The organism is Streptomyces sp. NPDC127177 (genome assembly GCF_042672475.1).
GTDB lineage: Bacteria > Actinomycetota > Actinomycetes > Streptomycetales > Streptomycetaceae > Streptomyces.
Genome location: NZ_JBHXUW010000021.1, coordinates 1 through 17,217 on the forward strand (window position 1 = coordinate 1; position 17,217 = coordinate 17,217).

Consider the following 17,217-nt stretch of genomic DNA (forward strand, 5'->3'; position numbering starts at 1 on the left):
GCGGTGCAGATGCGGAGCCGGAGTCCTTGTCCGAGCTCGCCTTGTCGCCGTCACTTCCGCCGCCGACCGTGCGAGGGGCGCGGGCGGTTCGCGTGCGCCGGGGCTCGGCCCGACGGGGGAGCGGCGGTCGGGCCGGGCACTCTCAGCCGTAACGCAGGAGCAGTTGCCGGAGGTACTCCTCCAGTCGCCCGGTGAGGAGTTCCGGCGTCAGGTCGTCCCGTCCCAGTTCGCGCCAGGGGACCGCCACCTTCTCCGCGTCGGGAGCGAAGGCGAGCGCGTCCAGCAGTCGCCAGTACAGGTGGTCCGCCGGGTCGTCGGCCGGCCGGCCGCCCGCGGCGGTGTACGCGTCGGCGAACGCCATTCCGGCCCCGGCGCCGTGCAGCAGGGCGAGCGCGGTCGAGCAGTGCGCCACATCCAGGTCCGCCGGCCCCCAAGACGTCTCCACCCAGTCGACGACACCGGTGACGCGGACGTGGTCGCCCGCACCGTCGAACAGCACGTTGCCCGGGTGGAAGTCCCGGTGGAGGAAACGGGGCCGGTACTCCGGGGCCTCGCGCCGGATGACGTCCACCGCCCGCCGCCACAGCTCGGGCCGCGCGGTGGTCTCCGGTACGCGCACCCGGTCGGGGGCGGTCCAGGCCTCGTACGTGCGGGGCCGGTCTCCCGGTGTGACGTCGATGCCGTGGATGCGGACCAGTTGGGCGGCCAGCAGCTCGGCCCGGCGTCCGGCGCCCTCGTCGGACAGCCGCACACCGCCCGGCAGCAGGGACATCAGCAGTGAGGGATGGTCGCAGTGCGCCGCCGTCGCGTCCACGCCGTGCAGGGCGGCCGTCGGTACGTCCGTGTCCGCTAGCAGTGTCAGGATGTCGGCCTCGCGTGTGAGCAGGCCCTTCGCGTGCTTGACGAAGAACGGTTCGACGAAGGACCGCAGCACCAGCGTCCCCGGGGCGTCACCGCCCGCCACGCTCAGACGCCGCATCTGCGAGGTCCACCCGCCGCGCAGCCGCTCGGCGCCGACGACGCGTGTCCCGGCGGGCAGTCCCTTCTCCACCCACCTACGGGTGTTGGCCCATTCCGGGCCGTCGTCCTCCGCGCCGGGGGCGCCTGTCGTCGTCTCCGCGCTGCCGGTCATTCCGGAAGGCTACCGAGCCGCCGTCCGGCAGAGATTTCGATCGCAGTGTTTTATATGTGTAATACCTGTTAACGTATGTGGGTGAGTGATACAACTACACGGTCCCGCAGGCAGCCCACCGTCCGCGGATTGCCGCTGGCGGGCCCGCTGCGCCTGGCCCGGCCCTCGGACATGTGGTGGAAGCCGGCGTCCAGCGTGGTCGTCGCCACGGCGATACCCAACCTGGTGCTGTTCTCCATCGGCCGCCTCGATCTGGTGATGTACACGATGGCCGGCTCGCTCTGTGCGCTGTACGGCCACAACCTCCCGTACGCCCGACGCGCCGGGACGGTCGTCGCGGTCGTCCTCGGCATGCTCGCCGGGCTGGCGGTGTCCCTGGTCGCGGCCTCGCTGACCGGTTCACCCGCCGTCCTGATCGCCGTCGGCGCACTCCTGGCCGCCGGGCAGAAGCTGCTCTGCGACGCCACCCGGATCGGACCGCCCGGACCGGTGATCTTCACGTTCGTCAGCTCCGCCGCCCTGTTCGCCCCGCAGCACATCGGCCAGGTGCCCGGTCACCTCGCCCTGACCCTCGGCGCGGGAGCGGTCTCCTGGCTGGTCACCGTCGCCGGTCCGGCGCTGGTCCGCCGCGAAGGGCCAGAGCGCTACGCCACGGCCCGCGCCCTGAACGCCGCCGCGGCCTACGCCGACGACCCCGGCCACCGCACCCGGCGCGCGGCGGTCGCCGCCGTGCACGCGGCGTGGCAGACCCTCCTCGCGGCCGGTCGGCCCACCCCCGCACGCCGTGCGCTGGAACGCCTCGTCGTGCACGCGGAAGCCGTACTCTCCGCGGGCGCGCCGGCCGGGGGCACCGCGGCACCCGCGGCCGATCCCGCCCTGCTGCGCACCTGGGCCGGACGGACCCGAGCCCGCGGACCCGTGCCCACGCCGCCGGCCGCCCCCGGAACCGCCGCCGAACTCTTCGGCATCGACGCCGAACGCGCCGTGCTGCGGCCCCCCGCCCCCGGTGCGGCCCGCCGGGCCCTGCTCCGCCGTCTCGGCCCCGGCTCCCCGCTGCTGCCGGTCGCCGCCCGCACCCTCATCGGCTGCGCCCTGGCCGGCTACGCGTCGTCGGCCGTCGGTGTCGGCCGCCCCTACTGGGCGATCGTCACGGCCGCCTCCCTCTACCAGGCCAACGTCACGCTCTCCTGGAACCGGACGCTCCAGCGCACGCTCGGAAACCTCCTCGGCGTCCTGGTCTTCGCCGCCGTGCTCCCGGCGGCCCGGACCGGCCCACTGGCCCTGATCGGGTTCTGCCTCCTCTTCAGCTTCGCCGCCGAGGCCCTGATCACCCGTAACTACTGGCTCGGCTCCGTCGCCGTCACCCCGATGGCCCTGCTGGTCCTGGAGTACGCCGGCAGCCACCCGGCCGGTGAACTCATCGGCGACCGGGTCCTGGACACCGTCATCGGTGCGGCCGTGGGATTCCTCGCCGCGGTGCTCGTCACCAACCGCCGCGCCACCGGACGGGTGGAGACGGCGCTCGCCGCCGCCGAGCTGGCCCGCGCCCACGCGGTACAGACCCTCGCGGCTCCGGACCCCGCCCCGGCCGCGCTCGAAGCCGCCCGTCGCGGGCTCACCGGATCACTGGTGGAGCTGCGCGACGCCGACGACACGGCGGCCGGCGAGTGGTGGCAGCGCGCCCTGCTCCAGGAGGAGGTGCTCGCCGCCGAGCAGGCCGGACACCGTACGCTCACGGCGACAGCGGCACGGCAGGGGCTGATCGCCCCGGCCCCGGAGAACGGAGTGGTGTGACGGACGACATCGTCGCCTCGGTGGTACGGCAGTGGCGGGCAGTGAACCCGGAGCTCGACACCGGGCCCATGGAGCTCATCGGCCGTATCAACCGCTGCTCCGCGCTGCTCCAGCAGGCCGAGGACGCACCGCTGCGGGCGGCCGGGCTGACCCGTCCCGAATTCGATCTGCTCGGCGCCGTGCGCCGCACCGACCATGAACTCACCCCCGGTGAACTGGCCAGGGACACCTTCTCCTCCGGCGCGGCCGTGACCAAACGCCTGCGGGTCCTCCAGGAGCGCGGCCTCATCGACCGCCGCAGTGACGCCCGCGACCGCCGGGTCGCGCACGTCCGGCTCACCGACACGGGCCGGGAGCTCGTCGACGGGCTGCTGCCGCAGCAGCTGGCGTACGAACGCGCGGTGCTCTCCGGTCTGGACGAGGAGTCCCGCGACCGGCTCAGCGCCCAGCTCAGCGAACTGCTGGTCCAGCTGGAGGGGCGCATCGGCGGCGCCCGCCGCTGACCGTCCCGGGTGCCGCGCCCGCCTCAGGCCGGATGTGCGGCCGGACCCAGCAGTGCGGCGGACCGCCGCAGCTCCCCGGCGCGGCGCTCCAGCGCCGCATCGTCACCGCGGTCGGCGGGCGCGCAGGCCGTCAGCGCGAGCCGGTCACGCCAGCCGGAACCGGTCAGCGATACCGCGACCGTGTACATGCCCGGCACCGACTCGCCGCGGCTGATCGCGTATCCGCACGCGCGGATGTCCGCCAGCTCCGCGAGCAGCGCCGATCGTGAACCGGGTGCGTGCGCGGTGATCTGGTCCGGCCGTTCCTGCGGATAGAGGGCGCGGACCTGTTCCGTGGTCATCCGGGACAGCAGCATCCTGCCGCCCGCCGTGGCGTGCGCGGGATGGGTGCGGTCCGTCTCCAGCACCACCCGCACCGGGTGCGGGGACTCGCGGCCGTCGGTCACGATGATCCGGTCCCCGATGAGGGCGACGCTCCGCACGGTCTCGCCGGTACGCCGCACCGCGTCATCGAGCACCGCACCGATCCGTTCGCGGACGGCGGTGCCGAAACCGGCCGGGCGGCCCAGCCGGACCAGTTCGGGTCCGGCCGACCAGCCGCGGCCCGAGGAGTCACGGATCGCGAAGCCGCGTCCCTCCAGTGTGCTGAGCACGCGATGGGCGGTGGAGCGGCCGACGGAGAGCCGTTCGGCCGCCTCGGAGACGGTGAGCGAGTCATGTGTGAGGAACAGCCTCATCAGCCGGAGACCGGTGTCCAGTGACTCGATGGTGTACCCACGCGTCGGCTCCATGAGATGTCCGTTCCCCTGTTCGTTCGTGCGGCGACCCCGTGTCCTACTCGCCCGTCGGACATGAATCCGTTCCTTTCGATCCCCTTCGATCACATGTGCCCTTGTCCCGCGGTGCGGAACGGATCCGGCTGTGGAGGGGGCGATTCACGGTGCACAGGCGCCTGTTGACTCTACTGCTCCGGTGATCCGTCCCGCAGAAGGGGACTTGGGGAAGCGATTCATCACGAATCCTCCCCGTCGTCACTCCCCGCGCACGCTCGGAGGCGGTGCGTGTAAAAACTCGTGAGTGTATTACCGCCGGCGTGCTCGCGCAGGGGGTTGGGTGAATGGGCCGAAGCACTGTTTCGATCTGACTAAGCTCACGCGCAGTGAAGTCGAGTTGATGTGAATTCGAGCGCTTGTTCACGACTGCCCTGTAAGCGCCGTACCTCCTGAATACTCCCCCGAATCAACCGCCAGAGGTTTTAGATGGTTCGTGTTGAATCACCGCCGATCGACCGAGAAACACCCGTCGTCCGCGCCGTGTTGCTGCCCGTTGTCGTGATGGCGGGCGCGACCGCCGCCGCCGTGGCGCTGGTGGCCGAGTCCGCGCGGATTCCGGTCGTCGCGTGCGGCGCCTTCGCCACCGTCGTGGTCGCCGCGCTCACCGCCGAACTCGCCCGCCGCGGACGTACGATCCGCCGGCAGCGCGCCGCGTACGAGCAGCGCTGCGCCGTCCTGGAACGCCGCCTCGCCAACCACGACGAGGAGACCGTCCGGATCAGCAAGGAGCTCCTGCCCGCAGCGATCCACCGGCTGCGGGTCGGCAACTCGCCCGACGAGGTGCTGCGCGACGTCGTGGACGGCGACGAGGTCTACCGCCATCTCCCCGACGCCCAGCGCTCGCTCGTCTACACGGTGCTGGACATCATCGACAACGAGGAGGCGACGCGTGACTCCGCGCAGCGCGCCTTCGTCAACGTCGCCCGCCGCGTCCAGGCGATCGTCCACCGCCAGGCCAGTGAACTGCGCGAGATGGAGGAGCACCACGGGCGTAACCCCGACGTCTTCGACGACCTGCTCCGCATCGACCACGGCACCGCGCTGATCGGCCGGCTCGCCGACTCCATCGCCGTGCTCGGCGGTGCCCGGCCCAGTCGCCAGTGGCCCAAACCCGTACCGCTGTTCAGTGTGTTGCGCGGTGCCATGTCGCGGATCCTGGAGTACCCGCGCGTCGATCTGCACTCGATCGCCAAGGTCGCCATCATCGGCACCGCGGTCGAACCGCTCATCCACGCCTGCGCCGAACTCCTCGACAACGCCACCCGGTACTCGCCGCCGCAGACCCGCGTGCACGTCACCGCGGTCGAGGTGCAGACCGGCATCGCCATCGAGATCGAGGACGGCGGCGTCAGCCTCAGCGAGGAGGCCCGCGCACGGGCCGAGAACATGCTCGCCAGGGCCCAGGCCGGCTCCAGCATGAACGACCTCGGCGAGTCCCCGCGGCTCGGCATGGCGGTCGTCGGCCGGCTGTCGCGGATGTACGACCTGCAGGTCTCGCTGCGGCAGTCCGCGTACGGCGGTGTCCGTGCGGTGCTCATCGTGCCCCGCTCCATGATCACCACCGGCCCGGCTCCCGGTATCGCCCACGGCATCGGCGCCACCTCGCGCCCCACCAGCGATATCGACCTCGCCGACATGAAGCACGTCGTCCCGGCCCGCAGCACCCACCGCAAGCCCAGCCCGCTGGCCGCACGCCCGGCGACCGGTCCGGTGGCACCCGCCGCCCGTCCGGCCGTCCCCGCCACCCCGGCCGTCGCCATGGAGGACGAACTCCCCGTGGTGACCGAGTGGACCTCGGGCGGACTGCCGCAGCGCCGCAGCCGCGGCCGCGCACCGCTGGGTTCGCACAACCTCCCCGCGCAGCCCGCGGACTCCACCGCGGGCCGGAACGGCAACGGGCACGGAAACGCCAAGGAACCGCCCCCCGGGATCTGGCTGGAGGCGTTCACCAAGGCTGCCAACGGCGTCCCCCGGGAGCCCGGGACCGACGAAGACTCCGATGACGCGTGGGACAAGGGAGACCTGAAGTGATCCAGCAACGGGGCAACATGGACTGGATGCTCAAAGAGCTGGCCGACGACGTCCCCGACATTCACCAGATCGTGGTGCTCTCCGCGGACGGCCTGCGCATCGCCCGGCACGGCGGCGACCCCGATGTCGCCGACCGGCTCGCCGCCGCCTGCGCCGGCCTGCAGAGTCTGGCCGCGGCCGTCGCCTCGGAGATCCCCTACAGCGACGGCCGGATGCGACTGGTCGTCATCGAAGTCACCGGCGGCTTCTTCTACTTGATGGCCGCCGGGGCCGGCGCCTATCTCGCGGTGCTGGCCGGTGAGACGGTGGACGCGGGGCTCGTCGGATCGCGGATGCGCGACATGGTCGTACGGATCGGCGCCCATCTGACGAGTCCGCCCCGACACGACGGGCAGGCCGGATGAGTTCTACCCGACGAGAACGCCGCAAGGTCGATCCGGAGCTGAACGATCCGGAACGGCTCTACGTGATCACCGGCGATCCCGACGGCAGCGAGCGGGCAGCACTCGACCTGGTCACGATGGTGGTCTCGAAGTCGCAGCCGACCCCGACGGTCCAGCCCGAGCAGGCCGTGATCCTGCGGCTCTGTCAGGCCCCGTTATCCGTCGCCGAGATCTCCGCCTACCTCAGCCTGCCGTTCAGCGTGGTGACCTCGCTCCTCACCGAGCTCCTCGCGACCGAACTGATCGAGTCGCGAGCGCCGATCATCCGCGCGACCCTCCCGGACAGGTCCCTCCTCGAAGCGGTGATGCATGGACTTCAGAAACTCTGACACGATCACGGGCCCCCGGAGCGAGGACGTCCTTCCCACCACGGCCACCGCCGCGGTGAAGGTCGTGATCGTCGGCGGGTTCGGGGTCGGCAAGACGACGATGGTCGGATCGGTCAGCGAGATCCGGCCACTGACCACCGAAGAGACCATGACCCAGGCCGGTGTCGGCGTGGACGACAACTTCGGGGTGGAGAGCAAGACCGCCACCACCGTCGCCATGGACTTCGGCCGGATCAGCATCAGTGAGGAGCTGATCCTCTACCTCTTCGGCACCCCCGGCCAGGAACGCTTCTGGTTCCTGTGGAACGGCCTGTTCGAGGGGGCGCTCGGCGCCGTCGTCCTCATCGACACCCGACGGCTCGAGGTCAGCTTCGACGTCATCGGACGGCTCGAGGAACGCGGTGTGCCGTTCGTCGTCGCCGTCAACACCTTCCCCGACGCGCCCAAGCACCCCGTCGAGGCGCTGCGCAGCGCCCTGGACCTGCCGGACGAGGTCCCGATGATCGACTGCGACGCCCGGCTGCGCGCCTCCAGCCGCGATGTGCTGATGACCCTGATGCGGTATCTGCACAGTGTGGCGGTCCCGCGCGGCTGACGTCCCCGCACGCGTCGTGCGCACACGTTCCACGCGCCCCACCGCGTACCCCATTCGTCCGGCCCTGGCAGCCTGATCCCTGGAGCGATCGTGACAACCCCATTCCACTACGAGCCCGGAGCGGCCACGGGGCCGGTTCCGCCCCCCGAGTGCCCGGCCCACGGCCTCGGTATCGGCCCCGGCGGCGTGCGAAGGTTCTACGGCCCCGAGGCCGAACAGGACCCGCACGGCCTGTACGAGAAACTGCGTGCCGAACACGGCACGGTGGCGCCCGTACTGCTGCACGGCGACGTGCCCGCCTGGCTGGTCCTCGGGCACAGCGAGAACCTGCACATGACCCGTACGCCCTCGCAGTTCTCCCGCGACTCCCGCCGCTGGAATGCGCTGCAGGACGGCAGCGTCGCGCCGGACCACCCACTGGCCCCGATCTTCACCTGGCAGCCGATCTGCGCCTTCGCCGACGGCGCCACCCATGAGCGGCAGCGCGGCGCCGTCACCGACTCCATGGCGCGCATCGACACCCGCGGCGTACGCCGCCACGTCAACCGCTACAGCAACCGGCTCGTCAACGACTTCTGCCGGGACGGGCGCGTCGACCTGGTCAGCGCCTTCGCCGAGCGGCTGCCCATGATGGTGGTGTGCGCGATCCTCGGTATGCCCGAGGAGTACAACGACCGCATGGTGCAGGCCGCCCGGGACATGACCCGCGGGACCGCGACCGCGGTCCAGAGCAACGCCTACGTGCTCGCCGCGCTCAACCGTCTCGTCGAGCGGCGCCGCCGCGAACCCGCGGACGACCTGGCCACCTGGCTCGTCGAGCACCCCGCGGACATGAACGACCAGGAGGTCGCCGAGCACCTGCGTCTGATCCTGATCGCCTCCTACGAGTCGACCGCCAACCTGATCGCCAACGTGCTCCGCATGGTGCTGACCGACCCGCGGTTCCGGGCCAGGCTCAGCGGCGGGCACATGACCGTCCCCGAGGCGGTCGAGCAGACCCTGTGGGACGAGCCGCCGTTCACCGCGGTCTTCGGCCGCTGGGCGGTCGGCGACACGGAGCTGGGCGGGCAGCACATCAAGGCGGGCGACGCGATGATCGTCGGCATCGCCCCTGCCAACACCGACCCGGTGGTACGGCCCGACCTCAAGGCCAACATGGAGGGCAACCGCGCCCATCTCGCGTTCAGCGGCGGGCCCCACGAGTGCCCGGGGCAGGACATCGGGCGCGCCATCGCGGACGTAGGCGTCGACGCGCTGCTGATGCGGCTGCCCGACCTCGAACTCGCCGTCGAGGAGAGCGAGCTCCAGTGGGTCGGCAACATCATGGGCCGTCACCTGGTGGAACTGCCGGCCGAGTTCGCGTCCCGCCCCCCGCAGGACGACAGGGAACCGCCCTCCATGGGCAAGCCGAACCCGACGCGCCAGGACTGGGAGGTGCAGTCGGCGGTCCGTCACAGCGCACCCATCCCGGTCCGCGCGAGCGCCGCGTCGGCGGACCGGACCCCGGCCGGTGCGACCACCGCCACCGACGGTTCGGCGGTAGCGCCGGGCGGGGGCGCGACGGGGCTGATCCCGCAGCAGCGCAGGCCCGCGGCCCCGGCCCGGCTGTGGCGCGTCGTCACCCGCTGGTGGAACGGCTACTGACCGGCGGCGGACCACGCGGACGGCCCGGTGGCGGCGGACAGCAGGACCGCCCCGCCGGGCCGCCCCCGCCCGGCGGAACCGGCCCCTCGCGGAACCCCACGTACCATGCGGAAGCGTGAAGCTGACAATTCTGGGTGGCGGCGGGTTCCGGGTTCCACTGGTGTACGGCGCGCTGCTCGCCGACCACGCCGAGGGGCGGGTCTCCGCCGTGACCCTCTACGACACCGACGCCGACCGGCTCGCCGCCGTCGCCCGGGTGCTCACCGAACAGGCCGAGGGCATTCCTGACGCCCCGGCCGTCGTCGCCACCACCGAGCTCGACGAGGCGCTGCGCGGCGCCGACTTCGTCTTCTCGGCGATCCGGGTCGGCGGCCTCGCCGGCCGGGCCGCCGACGAGCGGGTGGCCCTCGACGAGGGCGTGCTCGGCCAGGAGACCGTCGGCGCGGGCGGAATCGCCTACGGTCTGCGCACGGTGCCGGTCGCGGTCGACCTGGCCCGGCGCATCGCCGGGCTCGCCCCGCACGCCTGGGTCATCAACTTCACCAACCCCGCGGGCCTGGTCACCGAGGCCATGTCCCGGCACCTCGGTGACCGCGTCATCGGCATCTGCGACTCACCGGTCGGCCTCGGCCGCCGAATCGCCAGGGTGCTCGGCGCCGACCCCGACCGGGCCCGGGTCGACTACGTCGGCCTCAACCACCTCGGCTGGGTACGCGGGCTGTACGTCGAGGGCCGGGACGAACTCCCGCGCCTCCTCGCCGACCCGGAACTGCTCGGCTCCTTCGAGGAGGGCCGGCTCTTCGGCGCCGACTGGCTGCGGTCCCTGGGCTCGGTCCCCAACGAGTACCTGCACTACTACTACTTCAACCGGGAAGCGGTCAGGGCCTATCAGGAGGCGGAGCAGACCCGGGGCGCCTTCCTCCGCGAACAGCAGGAGGGGTTCTACGGCCGGATGAAGGACCCGGCCACGCCCGCGCTGGCCACCTGGGACCGCACCCGGGCCGAGCGCGAGGCGACCTACATGTCGGAGAACCGGGACGTCGCCGGGGCCGGTGAGCGCGACGAGAGCGATCTCGACTCCGGCGGCTACGAGCAGGTCGCGCTTGCCCTCATGCGGGCCGTGGCCCGCAACGAACGCACCTCGCTCATCCTCAACGTCCGCAACCGCACCACCCTTTCGGTGCTCGACGCGGACGCCGTCATCGAGGTGCCGTGCCTGGTGGACGCGAACGGCGCCCACCCCGTCGCCGTCGACCCCCTGCCCTACCACGCCGTCGGCCTGGTCACCTCGGTGAAGGCGGTCGAGCGTGCGGTGCTGGACGCGGCGGCGAGCGGTTCGCGCGCCGACGCCGTCCGGGCGTTCGCCCTGCACCCGCTCGTCGACTCGGTCTCGGTCGCCCGAAGGCTGGTCGACGGGTACACGAAGGCCCACCCCGGTCTCGCGTACCTGGCCTGATCTCGTGCGTCCGGCCGGTGCACCGGCGCGGCCGAGCGCTGTCGGCAGCCTGTGCCATCCTCGGGGCCATGAGCGGCGAGGCGCAGGTGCGGAGTCCCGAGGACCTGGAGTACGAGGAGGAGCGGTCGGACCCGATCGGGGCGCCGGCCGGCCCCGGTGAGTGGGACGCACTGGTGGGGGACTGGGAGAGCCTTCACCAGGGCTACTACCTGGGCAGTGCCCGGCACGCGGTGCTCGAATGCGCCCGGCACCTGGAGGCGAGCGCCGCCGCCGGCTCCGCGGAGACCCCGCTGTGGGTACTCGGGATGTACTACATCGGCGGATACGTCGTCCATGCCTCGCCCCACCGGCCCTCCGAGGACCGGGTCGCAGCGGTGATGGCGGGGATCGAACGTTCCATGGGCGGCGCCGCTTGCGGCCACGCCGCACATCCCTGCGACGACGTTCCCGGGAACGGCGATCTGGAGGGCTTCCCGGCAGCCCTGAAGCTGCTGGCCCATCCGGAGCGGGATGCGGAGCACGAGGCGGCCCTGGCCGAGGAGATCGCCGACGAGGACGCCTCGTCTGCCGACGACGGATGGCGCCGCTCCTGGTACGGGGGCGGGCTCACCCGGGAGGTATGGGCCTGCCCGCGGAACCTGGCCGGCTTCGCGCGGGCCTTCCTCGCCTGAGCCTCGTGCCTCGTCCCGTCAGGGCGCGGAGGCCACCCGCGGGCCGCCCGCGGACGTCCACGAGGGAGTCACGCCGGTCACCTGGCAGACCATGAGGTACAGCGGGATGGGCGGTGTGTACGGCGTACGGCTGTCGGGCTGGTGGATCAGACGGGGCCGCACCGCGGGGACACAGGCCCCTCGCGCGTACGCGGCCTGCGCCGGCCAGTCCAGGTCGAGGTCGGAGCCCGAGGGGACGATCCACCACCAGCGCTCGCCGTCAGCGAAGACGCAGCCGGTCCGCGGCAGGTGCGACATCAGCCGGAAGCCGTACCTGGCCGGTATGCCCACCGCGTCGCAGCCCAGGCTCGCCGAGAGGGCCGAGGGGAGCGGCAGTTGCACCCGCCCCAGACCGCCGGTGCGGCCCGGGGTGCGGGAGCGTCGGGCTCCGAGGATGTGGGACATGGCGTTCTTCAGCATGTGTGCTCCGAGCCGTGCGGCAGTTCTGCCCAGACGATGCGGCCCGAGCGGTCCCCGGCGTCGCGGGACCCCCAGGCGCTGCACATCGCGTCCACGAGCAGCAGGCCGCGTCCGTGCTCGTCGTCGGCGCTGCGGCACAGCTGCGGCCCGCCGGGCTGGTGTCCTTGGTCCTGTACGGCTATGCGCAGCCTCCGGTCGAGGCACCGCAGCTCGCACACGACGCGAGAGCTTGCGGTGTGCACCACCGCGTTGGTGACCAGTTCGGACACGATGAGGATCGCCGCGTCGTGTGCGTCCCCGTCCAGCCGCCACTCGTCCAGCCGGGCTCGCGTCAGCCGCCGGGCACCGGCCACCGACTCCGGGTGCGCGGGCAGCGCGAAGCAGTAACGGAGCGCTTCCGTCCCGGGGCTGAGGTCCATGAGCCGGGGGATGAGCGCACTGCCAGGTGCCACGACCGAATCCTCACAGTGGGGGCTGCGTCACGCTTCGCGATCCCTGTGAAAGGGGGCGGGCACGACTAGTGAACTGGTTCACTCACCAACTCTCCCCCTGTCGTGAACACTTGGCAAGGGGCACTCTGAAATTTCCAGAGTGGCTGTGTCTTTGATGGCACGCGCATGGCAGACTGCTGGCAAACAGTGCATGGGGAGGTCTGAAGTGAGTGAACCGCGGTCCGCCCCGACCGTGGGTCAGGTCGTTCTCGGCAAGCGCCTGCAGGATCTGCGGGAACGCGTCGGCCTGAGCCGGGACCAGGCTGCCAAGGTGCTGCGTGTCGCGCCCGCGACGATACGCAGGCTGGAGACGGCAGAGGTCGCTCTCAAGATCCCCTATGTACAACTGCTCCTGAAGGCCTACGGGATCACCGAGGAGGAGGCCGACGCCTTCGTCGTCCTCGCCGAGGAGGCCAACAAGCCGGGCTGGTGGCAGCGCTACCACGACGTGCTGCCCGACTGGTTCAGCATGTACGTCAGCCTGGAGGGCGCCGCCGGCCTCCTGCGCATGTACGAGCCGCACTTCGTCCCCGGCCTCCTGCAGACCGAGGACTACGCGCGCTCGGTCATGCGCACCGGAGCGGTCGGCCAGACCAGGCCCGAGGACATCGAACGCCACGTGGCGCTGCGGATGCAGCGCCAGTCCCTGCTCACCCGGCCGGACGCCCCAAGACTGTGGGTGGTCATGGACGAGACGGTGCTCCGCCGCCCGGTGGGCAGTCCCGACACCATGCGCGCCCAGGCCGACCGGCTGCTGGAAGCGACCGCGATGCCCAATGTGACCCTGCAGATCGCCGAGTTCTCGACCGGCCATCACCCGGGCACCTACGGCCCCTTCGTGCTGTTCCGGTTCGCCGTCCCCGAGCTCCCCGACATGGTCTACAGCGAGTACCTGACCGGGGCCGTCTACTTCGACGCGCGCCCCGAGGTGGCCTCCTACCTCGAGGTCATGGACCGCATGGCGGCCCAGGCCGCGACTGCACAACGCACGAAGGAAATCCTCCGGGACTTCCGCAAGGAGCTGTGATGACACCCATATACAACGGCATGCCGGCCGCCGAACTCGGCTCCGAGGGCTGGTACAAGCCGTGGAGCGGTGGCAACGGCGGCAACTGTGTCGAGGCCATGAAGCTGTCCGACGGACGAATCGCCATGCGTCAGTCCGCCGACCCCGACGGCCCCGCCCTGATCTACAGCCACCGTGAGATCGCAGCATTCATCCAGGGAGCCAAGGCCGGACAGGCGGACTTCCTGCTCACCTGACCCGTGGCGGGCCGGACGCCCGGCCGTCGCACCCCGTTCTCGCTGTTCGCCGGCCACCGGAACCAAGGAGCGCGCCATGACCGGGCACGAGCCCCTCTCCGTAGAGATCGACACCAGCAAGCCGCACCCCGCGCGGATGTACGACTGGTTCCTCGGTGGCAAGGACAACTACCCGGTCGACGAGCAGATGGCCAGACAGCTGCTGTCCCTGGACTCCCGGGGCCGCGACATGGCGCGGGTCAACCGGGCGTTCATGCACCGGGCCACCCGCTGGCTCGTGGAGAACGGCGTCCGGCAGTTCCTCGACATCGGCTCCGGCATACCGACCGAGCCCAATCTCCACCAGATCGCCCAGTAGACCGCGCGGGACGCCCGCGTCGTCTACTGCGACAACGACCCGATCGTCCTCGCCCACGCGGCGGCCCTGCTGCGCTCCACACCGGAAGGTGCCACCGAGTACATCCAGGCCGACGCCCGCAAGCCCGAGGCCATCCTGGAGGCGGCCGGCCGGGTCCTCGACTTCGACCGGCCCATCGCCCTCTCGCTGCTGGCCCTGCTGCACTTCCTGGACGACGAGGACGGCGCGGCGGAGCTGGTGGACCGCCTGGTGGACCAGCTCGCGCCCGGCAGCTACCTGATCCTCTCGCACACCACCGGTGACTTCGACCCGGACGGCGCCGCACAGGCGGCCGCCCTGTACAGGGCCCGCGGGATGACGCTGCGCCTGCGCACCCGCGCGGAAGTCGCCGCCTTCTTCCACGGCCTCGACCTCGTCGGCCCCGGCGTCTGTCTCACAGCCGACTGGCACCCGGAACTCGGCGAGGTCATCGACGTCCCGGGCGACGAGCCGATCCCGGGATACGGGGGAGTGGCCCGCAAGGCCTGAGGGCGGGGGCCGGGCGGCCCGGCCGAACGGCCCGGCTCCGCCACGGTCCACAATGGACCCATGTCCCGACGCACCTCACGCACCCGGCAGCCGTCCGCCGCGGGCGCCCGTACAGCCCCCCAGGCCCGGATCACCACAGACTCACCGTGTCCGTGCGGGCTGCCCGCCGAGTACGGCACGTGCTGCGGGCGGCTGCACGCCGGGGGCGCCGCGCCGACGTGCGAGGCGCTGATGCGCTCGCGGTACGCCGCCTTCGCCGTCCGGGACGCCGCGTATCTGCTGCGCACCTGGCACCCCACCACCCGGCCCGAGGCGCTCGACCTCGACCCGGGGACGCGCTGGGAGCGTCTGGAGATCCTGGGGACGACGGAGGGCAGCGCCTTCCACACCACCGGGACGGTCACCTTCCGGGCGCACTTCAGGGACAACGGCCGCGCCGGTTCGCTCCACGAACAGAGCCGATTCGTACGGCATGAGGGCGCCTGGGTCTACGAGTCGGCGGTGTTCGCCGACTGAGACGCGCCGGATCGGGCGCGGACCCGGGGTCGCCCCGCGCCGCCCGGGTCAGACCGGCGCACCGGCCGGAGCCACCGGGGCCAGTTCCTGCGTGAGGTCCTCCGCCAGCAGCCGCTTGGCGATGACGTCGACAGCGGCGCGCAGCCGGGTGTCGTCCGGACGCTCGCCGTCGTGACCCAGCTCGTCGTTGAGCCACTGTGCCCAGGCGTTCGTGATGGTCGCGGCCTCCCGGCTCCCGGCCTCGGTGTGCGCGAACAGATGGCCGTCCCCGGTGAGGTAGCCCTCCTCGATCATCCGGTCGAAGACGGGCACCAGTACCTCCGGCGGAATCCGGTGGCGGGCCGCGATCAGCCTCAGGCCCGCGTGGCCGACCATCCTGGTGAACAGCTCCACCTGTATCACCGCCCAGGCCCCCGCCATGTCGAGCCGGGTGTCCGATTCGGCGACGATCCGCCGCGCCGTGTCGGGGTCCACCCGCCGCAGGACCCTGGCCACCGAGAACTCCAGCAGCTGGGCCGAGTCCCGGGTGTTCGGCGAGGCGAAGCCCTCACCCATGTCGGTGGAACCGGCCCGCACCGTGTCCCGCAGCTTCACCTCCTTCAGGAACAGGGCCACCACGAATCCGAGCAGCGCCACCGGCACCGTCCACAGGAACACCGTGTGCAGGGTGTCCGCGTACGCCTGCGCCAGCGGCACCGACTGGGCGTCGGGCAGCGAGTGCAACCCCTCCGGGCTCTGGGACGCCTTCGCCAGTACCGCGGGATCGCCGCCCGCCCGCGCCGCCGCCGCGACCCCGTCCTTGAGATTGGGGCCGATCGCGTTCGTGTAGATCGTGCCGAACACCGCCGTGCCGAAGGAGCTGCCGAGCGTGCGGAAGAAGGTCACGCCCGATGTCGCCGTGCCCAGATCCGCGTAGTCGACGGTGTTCTGCACCGCGATCGTCAGCACCTGCATGGACAGCCCGATGCCGATGCCGAGCACCAGCATGTACAGGGACTCCAGCCACACCCCTGACTGCGGACCCATTCGGGAGAGCAGGAACAGGCCGACCGCCATGATCAGCGAGCCCACGATGGGAAAGATCCGGTACCGGCCGGTCTTGCTGACCACGTTGCCGCTGAAGATCGAGGCGGCCAGCAGACCGATGACCAACGGCAGCGTCCGGACCCCCGAGAGCGTCGCCGAGTCCCCGTCCACGTACTGCAGATACGTCGGCAGGTAGATCATCGCGCCGAGCATCGCGAACCCCACGATGAAGCTGAGGATCGAGCAGACGGTGAAGACCGGGTTCCGGAAGAGCCGCATCGGCAGCATCGGTTCCTTCGCCCGGAACTCGACGAAGCAGAAGACGGCGAGCGCGGCCAGACCGAGCACGAACAGGCCGATGATGACGGAGGAGCCCCAGGCGTACTGGTTTCCGCCCCAGCTCGTCGCCAGGATCAGGGAGCTCGCCCCGACCGTGACCAACGCGATGCCCAGATAGTCGATGACCGGGCGTCCCGCCGCCTTGACGGACGGAATGGTGCGGGCCGCGGCGATGACGACCACGATCGCGATCGGCACGTTGACGTAGAACGCCCAGCGCCAGGTCAGATGGTCGGTGAAGAGCCCGCCCAGCAGGGGCCCGATGACGGTCGCGACGCCGAAGACGGCGCCGATCGCCCCCTGGTACTTGCCGCGGTCGCGCAGCGGGATCACATCGGCGATCAGCGCCATCGCCGTGACCATCAGACCGCCCGCGCCGACGCCCTGCAGACCGCGCCACACGATCAGGAGGGTCATGTTGGTCGCGAGGCCGCAGAGGAACGAGCCGGTGATGAAGATGACCGCCGAGAGCTGGAAGACGATCTTCCGGCCGAACAGGTCACCGAACTTGCCGACCAGGACCGTCGCCACCGTCTCCGCCAGCAGATACGCGGTGACCACCCATGACATATGGGCGGCGCCACCGAGGTCCGAGACGATCGTGGGCAGCGCGGTCCCCACGATCGTCTGGTCCAGCGCGGCCAGCAGGATGCCCAGCACGATCGTGGCGAAGACGATGTTGCGGCGGCGCGGATCGAGCAGGGGCGGCGCGGCGGCACTCTGCGCGGCGGGTGCGGTCTCGCTGGCAGTGGTCACGCTTGCACCCTCACACCGCGCCCCGTCACCCGCATGCCGGGGGCCGCCGG

The 17,217-nt window shown here is 71.6% G+C and carries 17 protein-coding genes and 1 pseudogene; 13 read left to right on the top strand and 5 right to left on the bottom strand.

The window, feature by feature from the left end:
• Positions 1 to 142: 142 nt before the first annotated feature.
• On the bottom strand, positions 143 to 1,132 hold the full coding sequence (locus tag ACFVJX_RS15260) for a phosphotransferase family protein (RefSeq protein ID WP_384127406.1): 990 nt from the start codon (positions 1,130 to 1,132) through the stop codon (positions 143 to 145).
• 81 nt (positions 1,133 to 1,213) lie between these two features.
• On the opposite strand from ACFVJX_RS15260, the gene ACFVJX_RS15265 reads away from it, so the two are divergent.
• Positions 1,214 to 2,926, top strand: coding sequence for an FUSC family protein (locus tag ACFVJX_RS15265; protein ID WP_384127405.1), 1,713 nt, complete (start codon positions 1,214 to 1,216; stop codon positions 2,924 to 2,926).
• Positions 2,923 to 3,429 (top strand): MarR family winged helix-turn-helix transcriptional regulator, encoded by a 507-nt coding sequence (locus ACFVJX_RS15270; protein ID WP_384127404.1) that lies wholly within the window; start codon positions 2,923 to 2,925, stop codon positions 3,427 to 3,429. The genes ACFVJX_RS15265 and ACFVJX_RS15270 overlap by 4 nt, the downstream gene beginning before the upstream one ends.
• A gap of 23 nt (positions 3,430 to 3,452) precedes the next feature.
• Here the strand turns inward: ACFVJX_RS15270 and ACFVJX_RS15275 are convergent, their stop codons facing one another.
• Positions 3,453 to 4,220 (bottom strand): IclR family transcriptional regulator, encoded by a 768-nt coding sequence (locus ACFVJX_RS15275; RefSeq protein ID WP_384127402.1) that lies wholly within the window; start codon positions 4,218 to 4,220, stop codon positions 3,453 to 3,455.
• A gap of 468 nt (positions 4,221 to 4,688) precedes the next feature.
• Between ACFVJX_RS15275 and ACFVJX_RS15280 the strand changes: the two genes are divergently transcribed.
• The 7 genes from ACFVJX_RS15280 to ACFVJX_RS15310 all read left to right on the top strand — a co-directional run bounded on the left by ACFVJX_RS15280 (position 4,689) and on the right by ACFVJX_RS15310 (position 11,431).
• Positions 4,689 to 6,293 carry a sensor histidine kinase gene (locus ACFVJX_RS15280; protein WP_384127401.1) on the top strand — a complete coding sequence of 535 codons (1,605 nt, stop codon included), beginning with the start codon at positions 4,689 to 4,691 and terminating at the stop codon, positions 6,291 to 6,293.
• Positions 6,290 to 6,697, top strand: a complete 408-nt coding sequence (locus tag ACFVJX_RS15285) for a roadblock/LC7 domain-containing protein (RefSeq protein ID WP_024494673.1) — start codon at positions 6,290 to 6,292, stop codon at positions 6,695 to 6,697. Before ACFVJX_RS15280 ends, ACFVJX_RS15285 begins: the two co-directional genes overlap by 4 nt.
• Positions 6,694 to 7,065 carry a DUF742 domain-containing protein gene (locus ACFVJX_RS15290; protein ID WP_384127399.1) on the top strand — a complete coding sequence of 124 codons (372 nt, stop codon included), beginning with the start codon at positions 6,694 to 6,696 and terminating at the stop codon, positions 7,063 to 7,065. The genes ACFVJX_RS15285 and ACFVJX_RS15290 overlap by 4 nt, the downstream gene beginning before the upstream one ends.
• Positions 7,046 to 7,660 carry an ATP/GTP-binding protein gene (locus tag ACFVJX_RS15295; protein ID WP_384127398.1) on the top strand — a complete coding sequence of 205 codons (615 nt, stop codon included), beginning with the start codon at positions 7,046 to 7,048 and terminating at the stop codon, positions 7,658 to 7,660. Before ACFVJX_RS15290 ends, ACFVJX_RS15295 begins: the two co-directional genes overlap by 20 nt.
• Before the next feature lie 90 nt (positions 7,661 to 7,750).
• Positions 7,751 to 9,304, top strand: coding sequence for a cytochrome P450 (locus ACFVJX_RS15300; RefSeq protein WP_384127396.1), 1,554 nt, complete (start codon positions 7,751 to 7,753; stop codon positions 9,302 to 9,304).
• Positions 9,305 to 9,419: 115 nt separating this feature from the next.
• Positions 9,420 to 10,760, top strand: a complete 1,341-nt coding sequence (locus ACFVJX_RS15305) for a 6-phospho-beta-glucosidase (protein WP_384127395.1) — start codon at positions 9,420 to 9,422, stop codon at positions 10,758 to 10,760.
• A 68-nt stretch (positions 10,761 to 10,828) separates the two neighbouring features.
• A complete protein-coding gene (locus ACFVJX_RS15310; RefSeq protein WP_384127393.1) occupies positions 10,829 to 11,431 on the top strand; it encodes a hypothetical protein in 603 nt (200 codons plus the stop codon).
• An 18-nt stretch (positions 11,432 to 11,449) separates the two neighbouring features.
• Here ACFVJX_RS15310 and ACFVJX_RS15315 read toward each other — a convergent pair whose 3' ends face one another.
• Positions 11,450 to 11,890, bottom strand: a complete 441-nt coding sequence (locus tag ACFVJX_RS15315; protein ID WP_384127392.1) for a hypothetical protein — start codon at positions 11,888 to 11,890, stop codon at positions 11,450 to 11,452.
• Complete coding sequence (locus ACFVJX_RS15320; RefSeq protein WP_384127391.1) at positions 11,884 to 12,342, bottom strand: ATP-binding protein; 459 nt, start codon at positions 12,340 to 12,342, stop codon at positions 11,884 to 11,886. Before ACFVJX_RS15320 ends, ACFVJX_RS15315 begins: the two co-directional genes overlap by 7 nt.
• A 205-nt stretch (positions 12,343 to 12,547) precedes the next feature.
• On the opposite strand from ACFVJX_RS15320, the gene ACFVJX_RS15325 reads away from it, so the two are divergent.
• The 4 genes and pseudogenes from ACFVJX_RS15325 to ACFVJX_RS15340 all read left to right on the top strand — a co-directional run bounded on the left by ACFVJX_RS15325 (position 12,548) and on the right by ACFVJX_RS15340 (position 15,046).
• Positions 12,548 to 13,408 (top strand): helix-turn-helix domain-containing protein, encoded by an 861-nt coding sequence (locus ACFVJX_RS15325; protein ID WP_384127390.1) that lies wholly within the window; start codon positions 12,548 to 12,550, stop codon positions 13,406 to 13,408.
• Entirely contained in the window at positions 13,408 to 13,644 is a 237-nt protein-coding gene (locus ACFVJX_RS15330; protein WP_123464329.1) for a DUF397 domain-containing protein, read from the top strand. Before ACFVJX_RS15325 ends, ACFVJX_RS15330 begins: the two co-directional genes overlap by 1 nt.
• 76 nt (positions 13,645 to 13,720) lie before the next feature.
• Positions 13,721 to 14,530, top strand: a pseudogene (locus ACFVJX_RS15335) (SAM-dependent methyltransferase).
• Between the two features lie 60 nt (positions 14,531 to 14,590).
• Complete coding sequence (locus ACFVJX_RS15340) at positions 14,591 to 15,046, top strand: YchJ family protein (RefSeq protein ID WP_384127388.1); 456 nt, start codon at positions 14,591 to 14,593, stop codon at positions 15,044 to 15,046.
• A gap of 48 nt (positions 15,047 to 15,094) precedes the next feature.
• On the opposite strand, the gene ACFVJX_RS15345 is transcribed toward ACFVJX_RS15340, so the two are convergent.
• Complete coding sequence (locus tag ACFVJX_RS15345; protein ID WP_384127387.1) at positions 15,095 to 17,167, bottom strand: MDR family MFS transporter; 2,073 nt, start codon at positions 17,165 to 17,167, stop codon at positions 15,095 to 15,097.
• Positions 17,168 to 17,217 lie beyond the last annotated feature (50 nt).

Excerpts from the sequence above, each read along its gene's own strand:
- ACFVJX_RS15260 (WP_384127406.1), bottom strand. The coding sequence starts at position 1,132 with ATGACCGGCAGCGCGGAGACGACGACAGGCGCCCCCGGCGCGGAGGAC.
- ACFVJX_RS15275 (WP_384127402.1), bottom strand. The coding sequence starts at position 4,220 with ATGGAGCCGACGCGTGGGTACACCATCGAGTCACTGGACACCGGTCTC.
- ACFVJX_RS15280 (WP_384127401.1), top strand. The coding sequence starts at position 4,689 with ATGGTTCGTGTTGAATCACCGCCGATCGACCGAGAAACACCCGTCGTC.
- ACFVJX_RS15290 (WP_384127399.1), top strand. The coding sequence starts at position 6,694 with ATGAGTTCTACCCGACGAGAACGCCGCAAGGTCGATCCGGAGCTGAAC.
- ACFVJX_RS15295 (WP_384127398.1), top strand. The coding sequence starts at position 7,046 with ATGGACTTCAGAAACTCTGACACGATCACGGGCCCCCGGAGCGAGGAC.
- ACFVJX_RS15310 (WP_384127393.1), top strand. The coding sequence starts at position 10,829 with ATGAGCGGCGAGGCGCAGGTGCGGAGTCCCGAGGACCTGGAGTACGAG.
- ACFVJX_RS15315 (WP_384127392.1), bottom strand. The coding sequence starts at position 11,890 with ATGCTGAAGAACGCCATGTCCCACATCCTCGGAGCCCGACGCTCCCGC.
- ACFVJX_RS15330 (WP_123464329.1), top strand. The coding sequence starts at position 13,408 with ATGACACCCATATACAACGGCATGCCGGCCGCCGAACTCGGCTCCGAG.
- ACFVJX_RS15340 (WP_384127388.1), top strand. The coding sequence starts at position 14,591 with ATGTCCCGACGCACCTCACGCACCCGGCAGCCGTCCGCCGCGGGCGCC.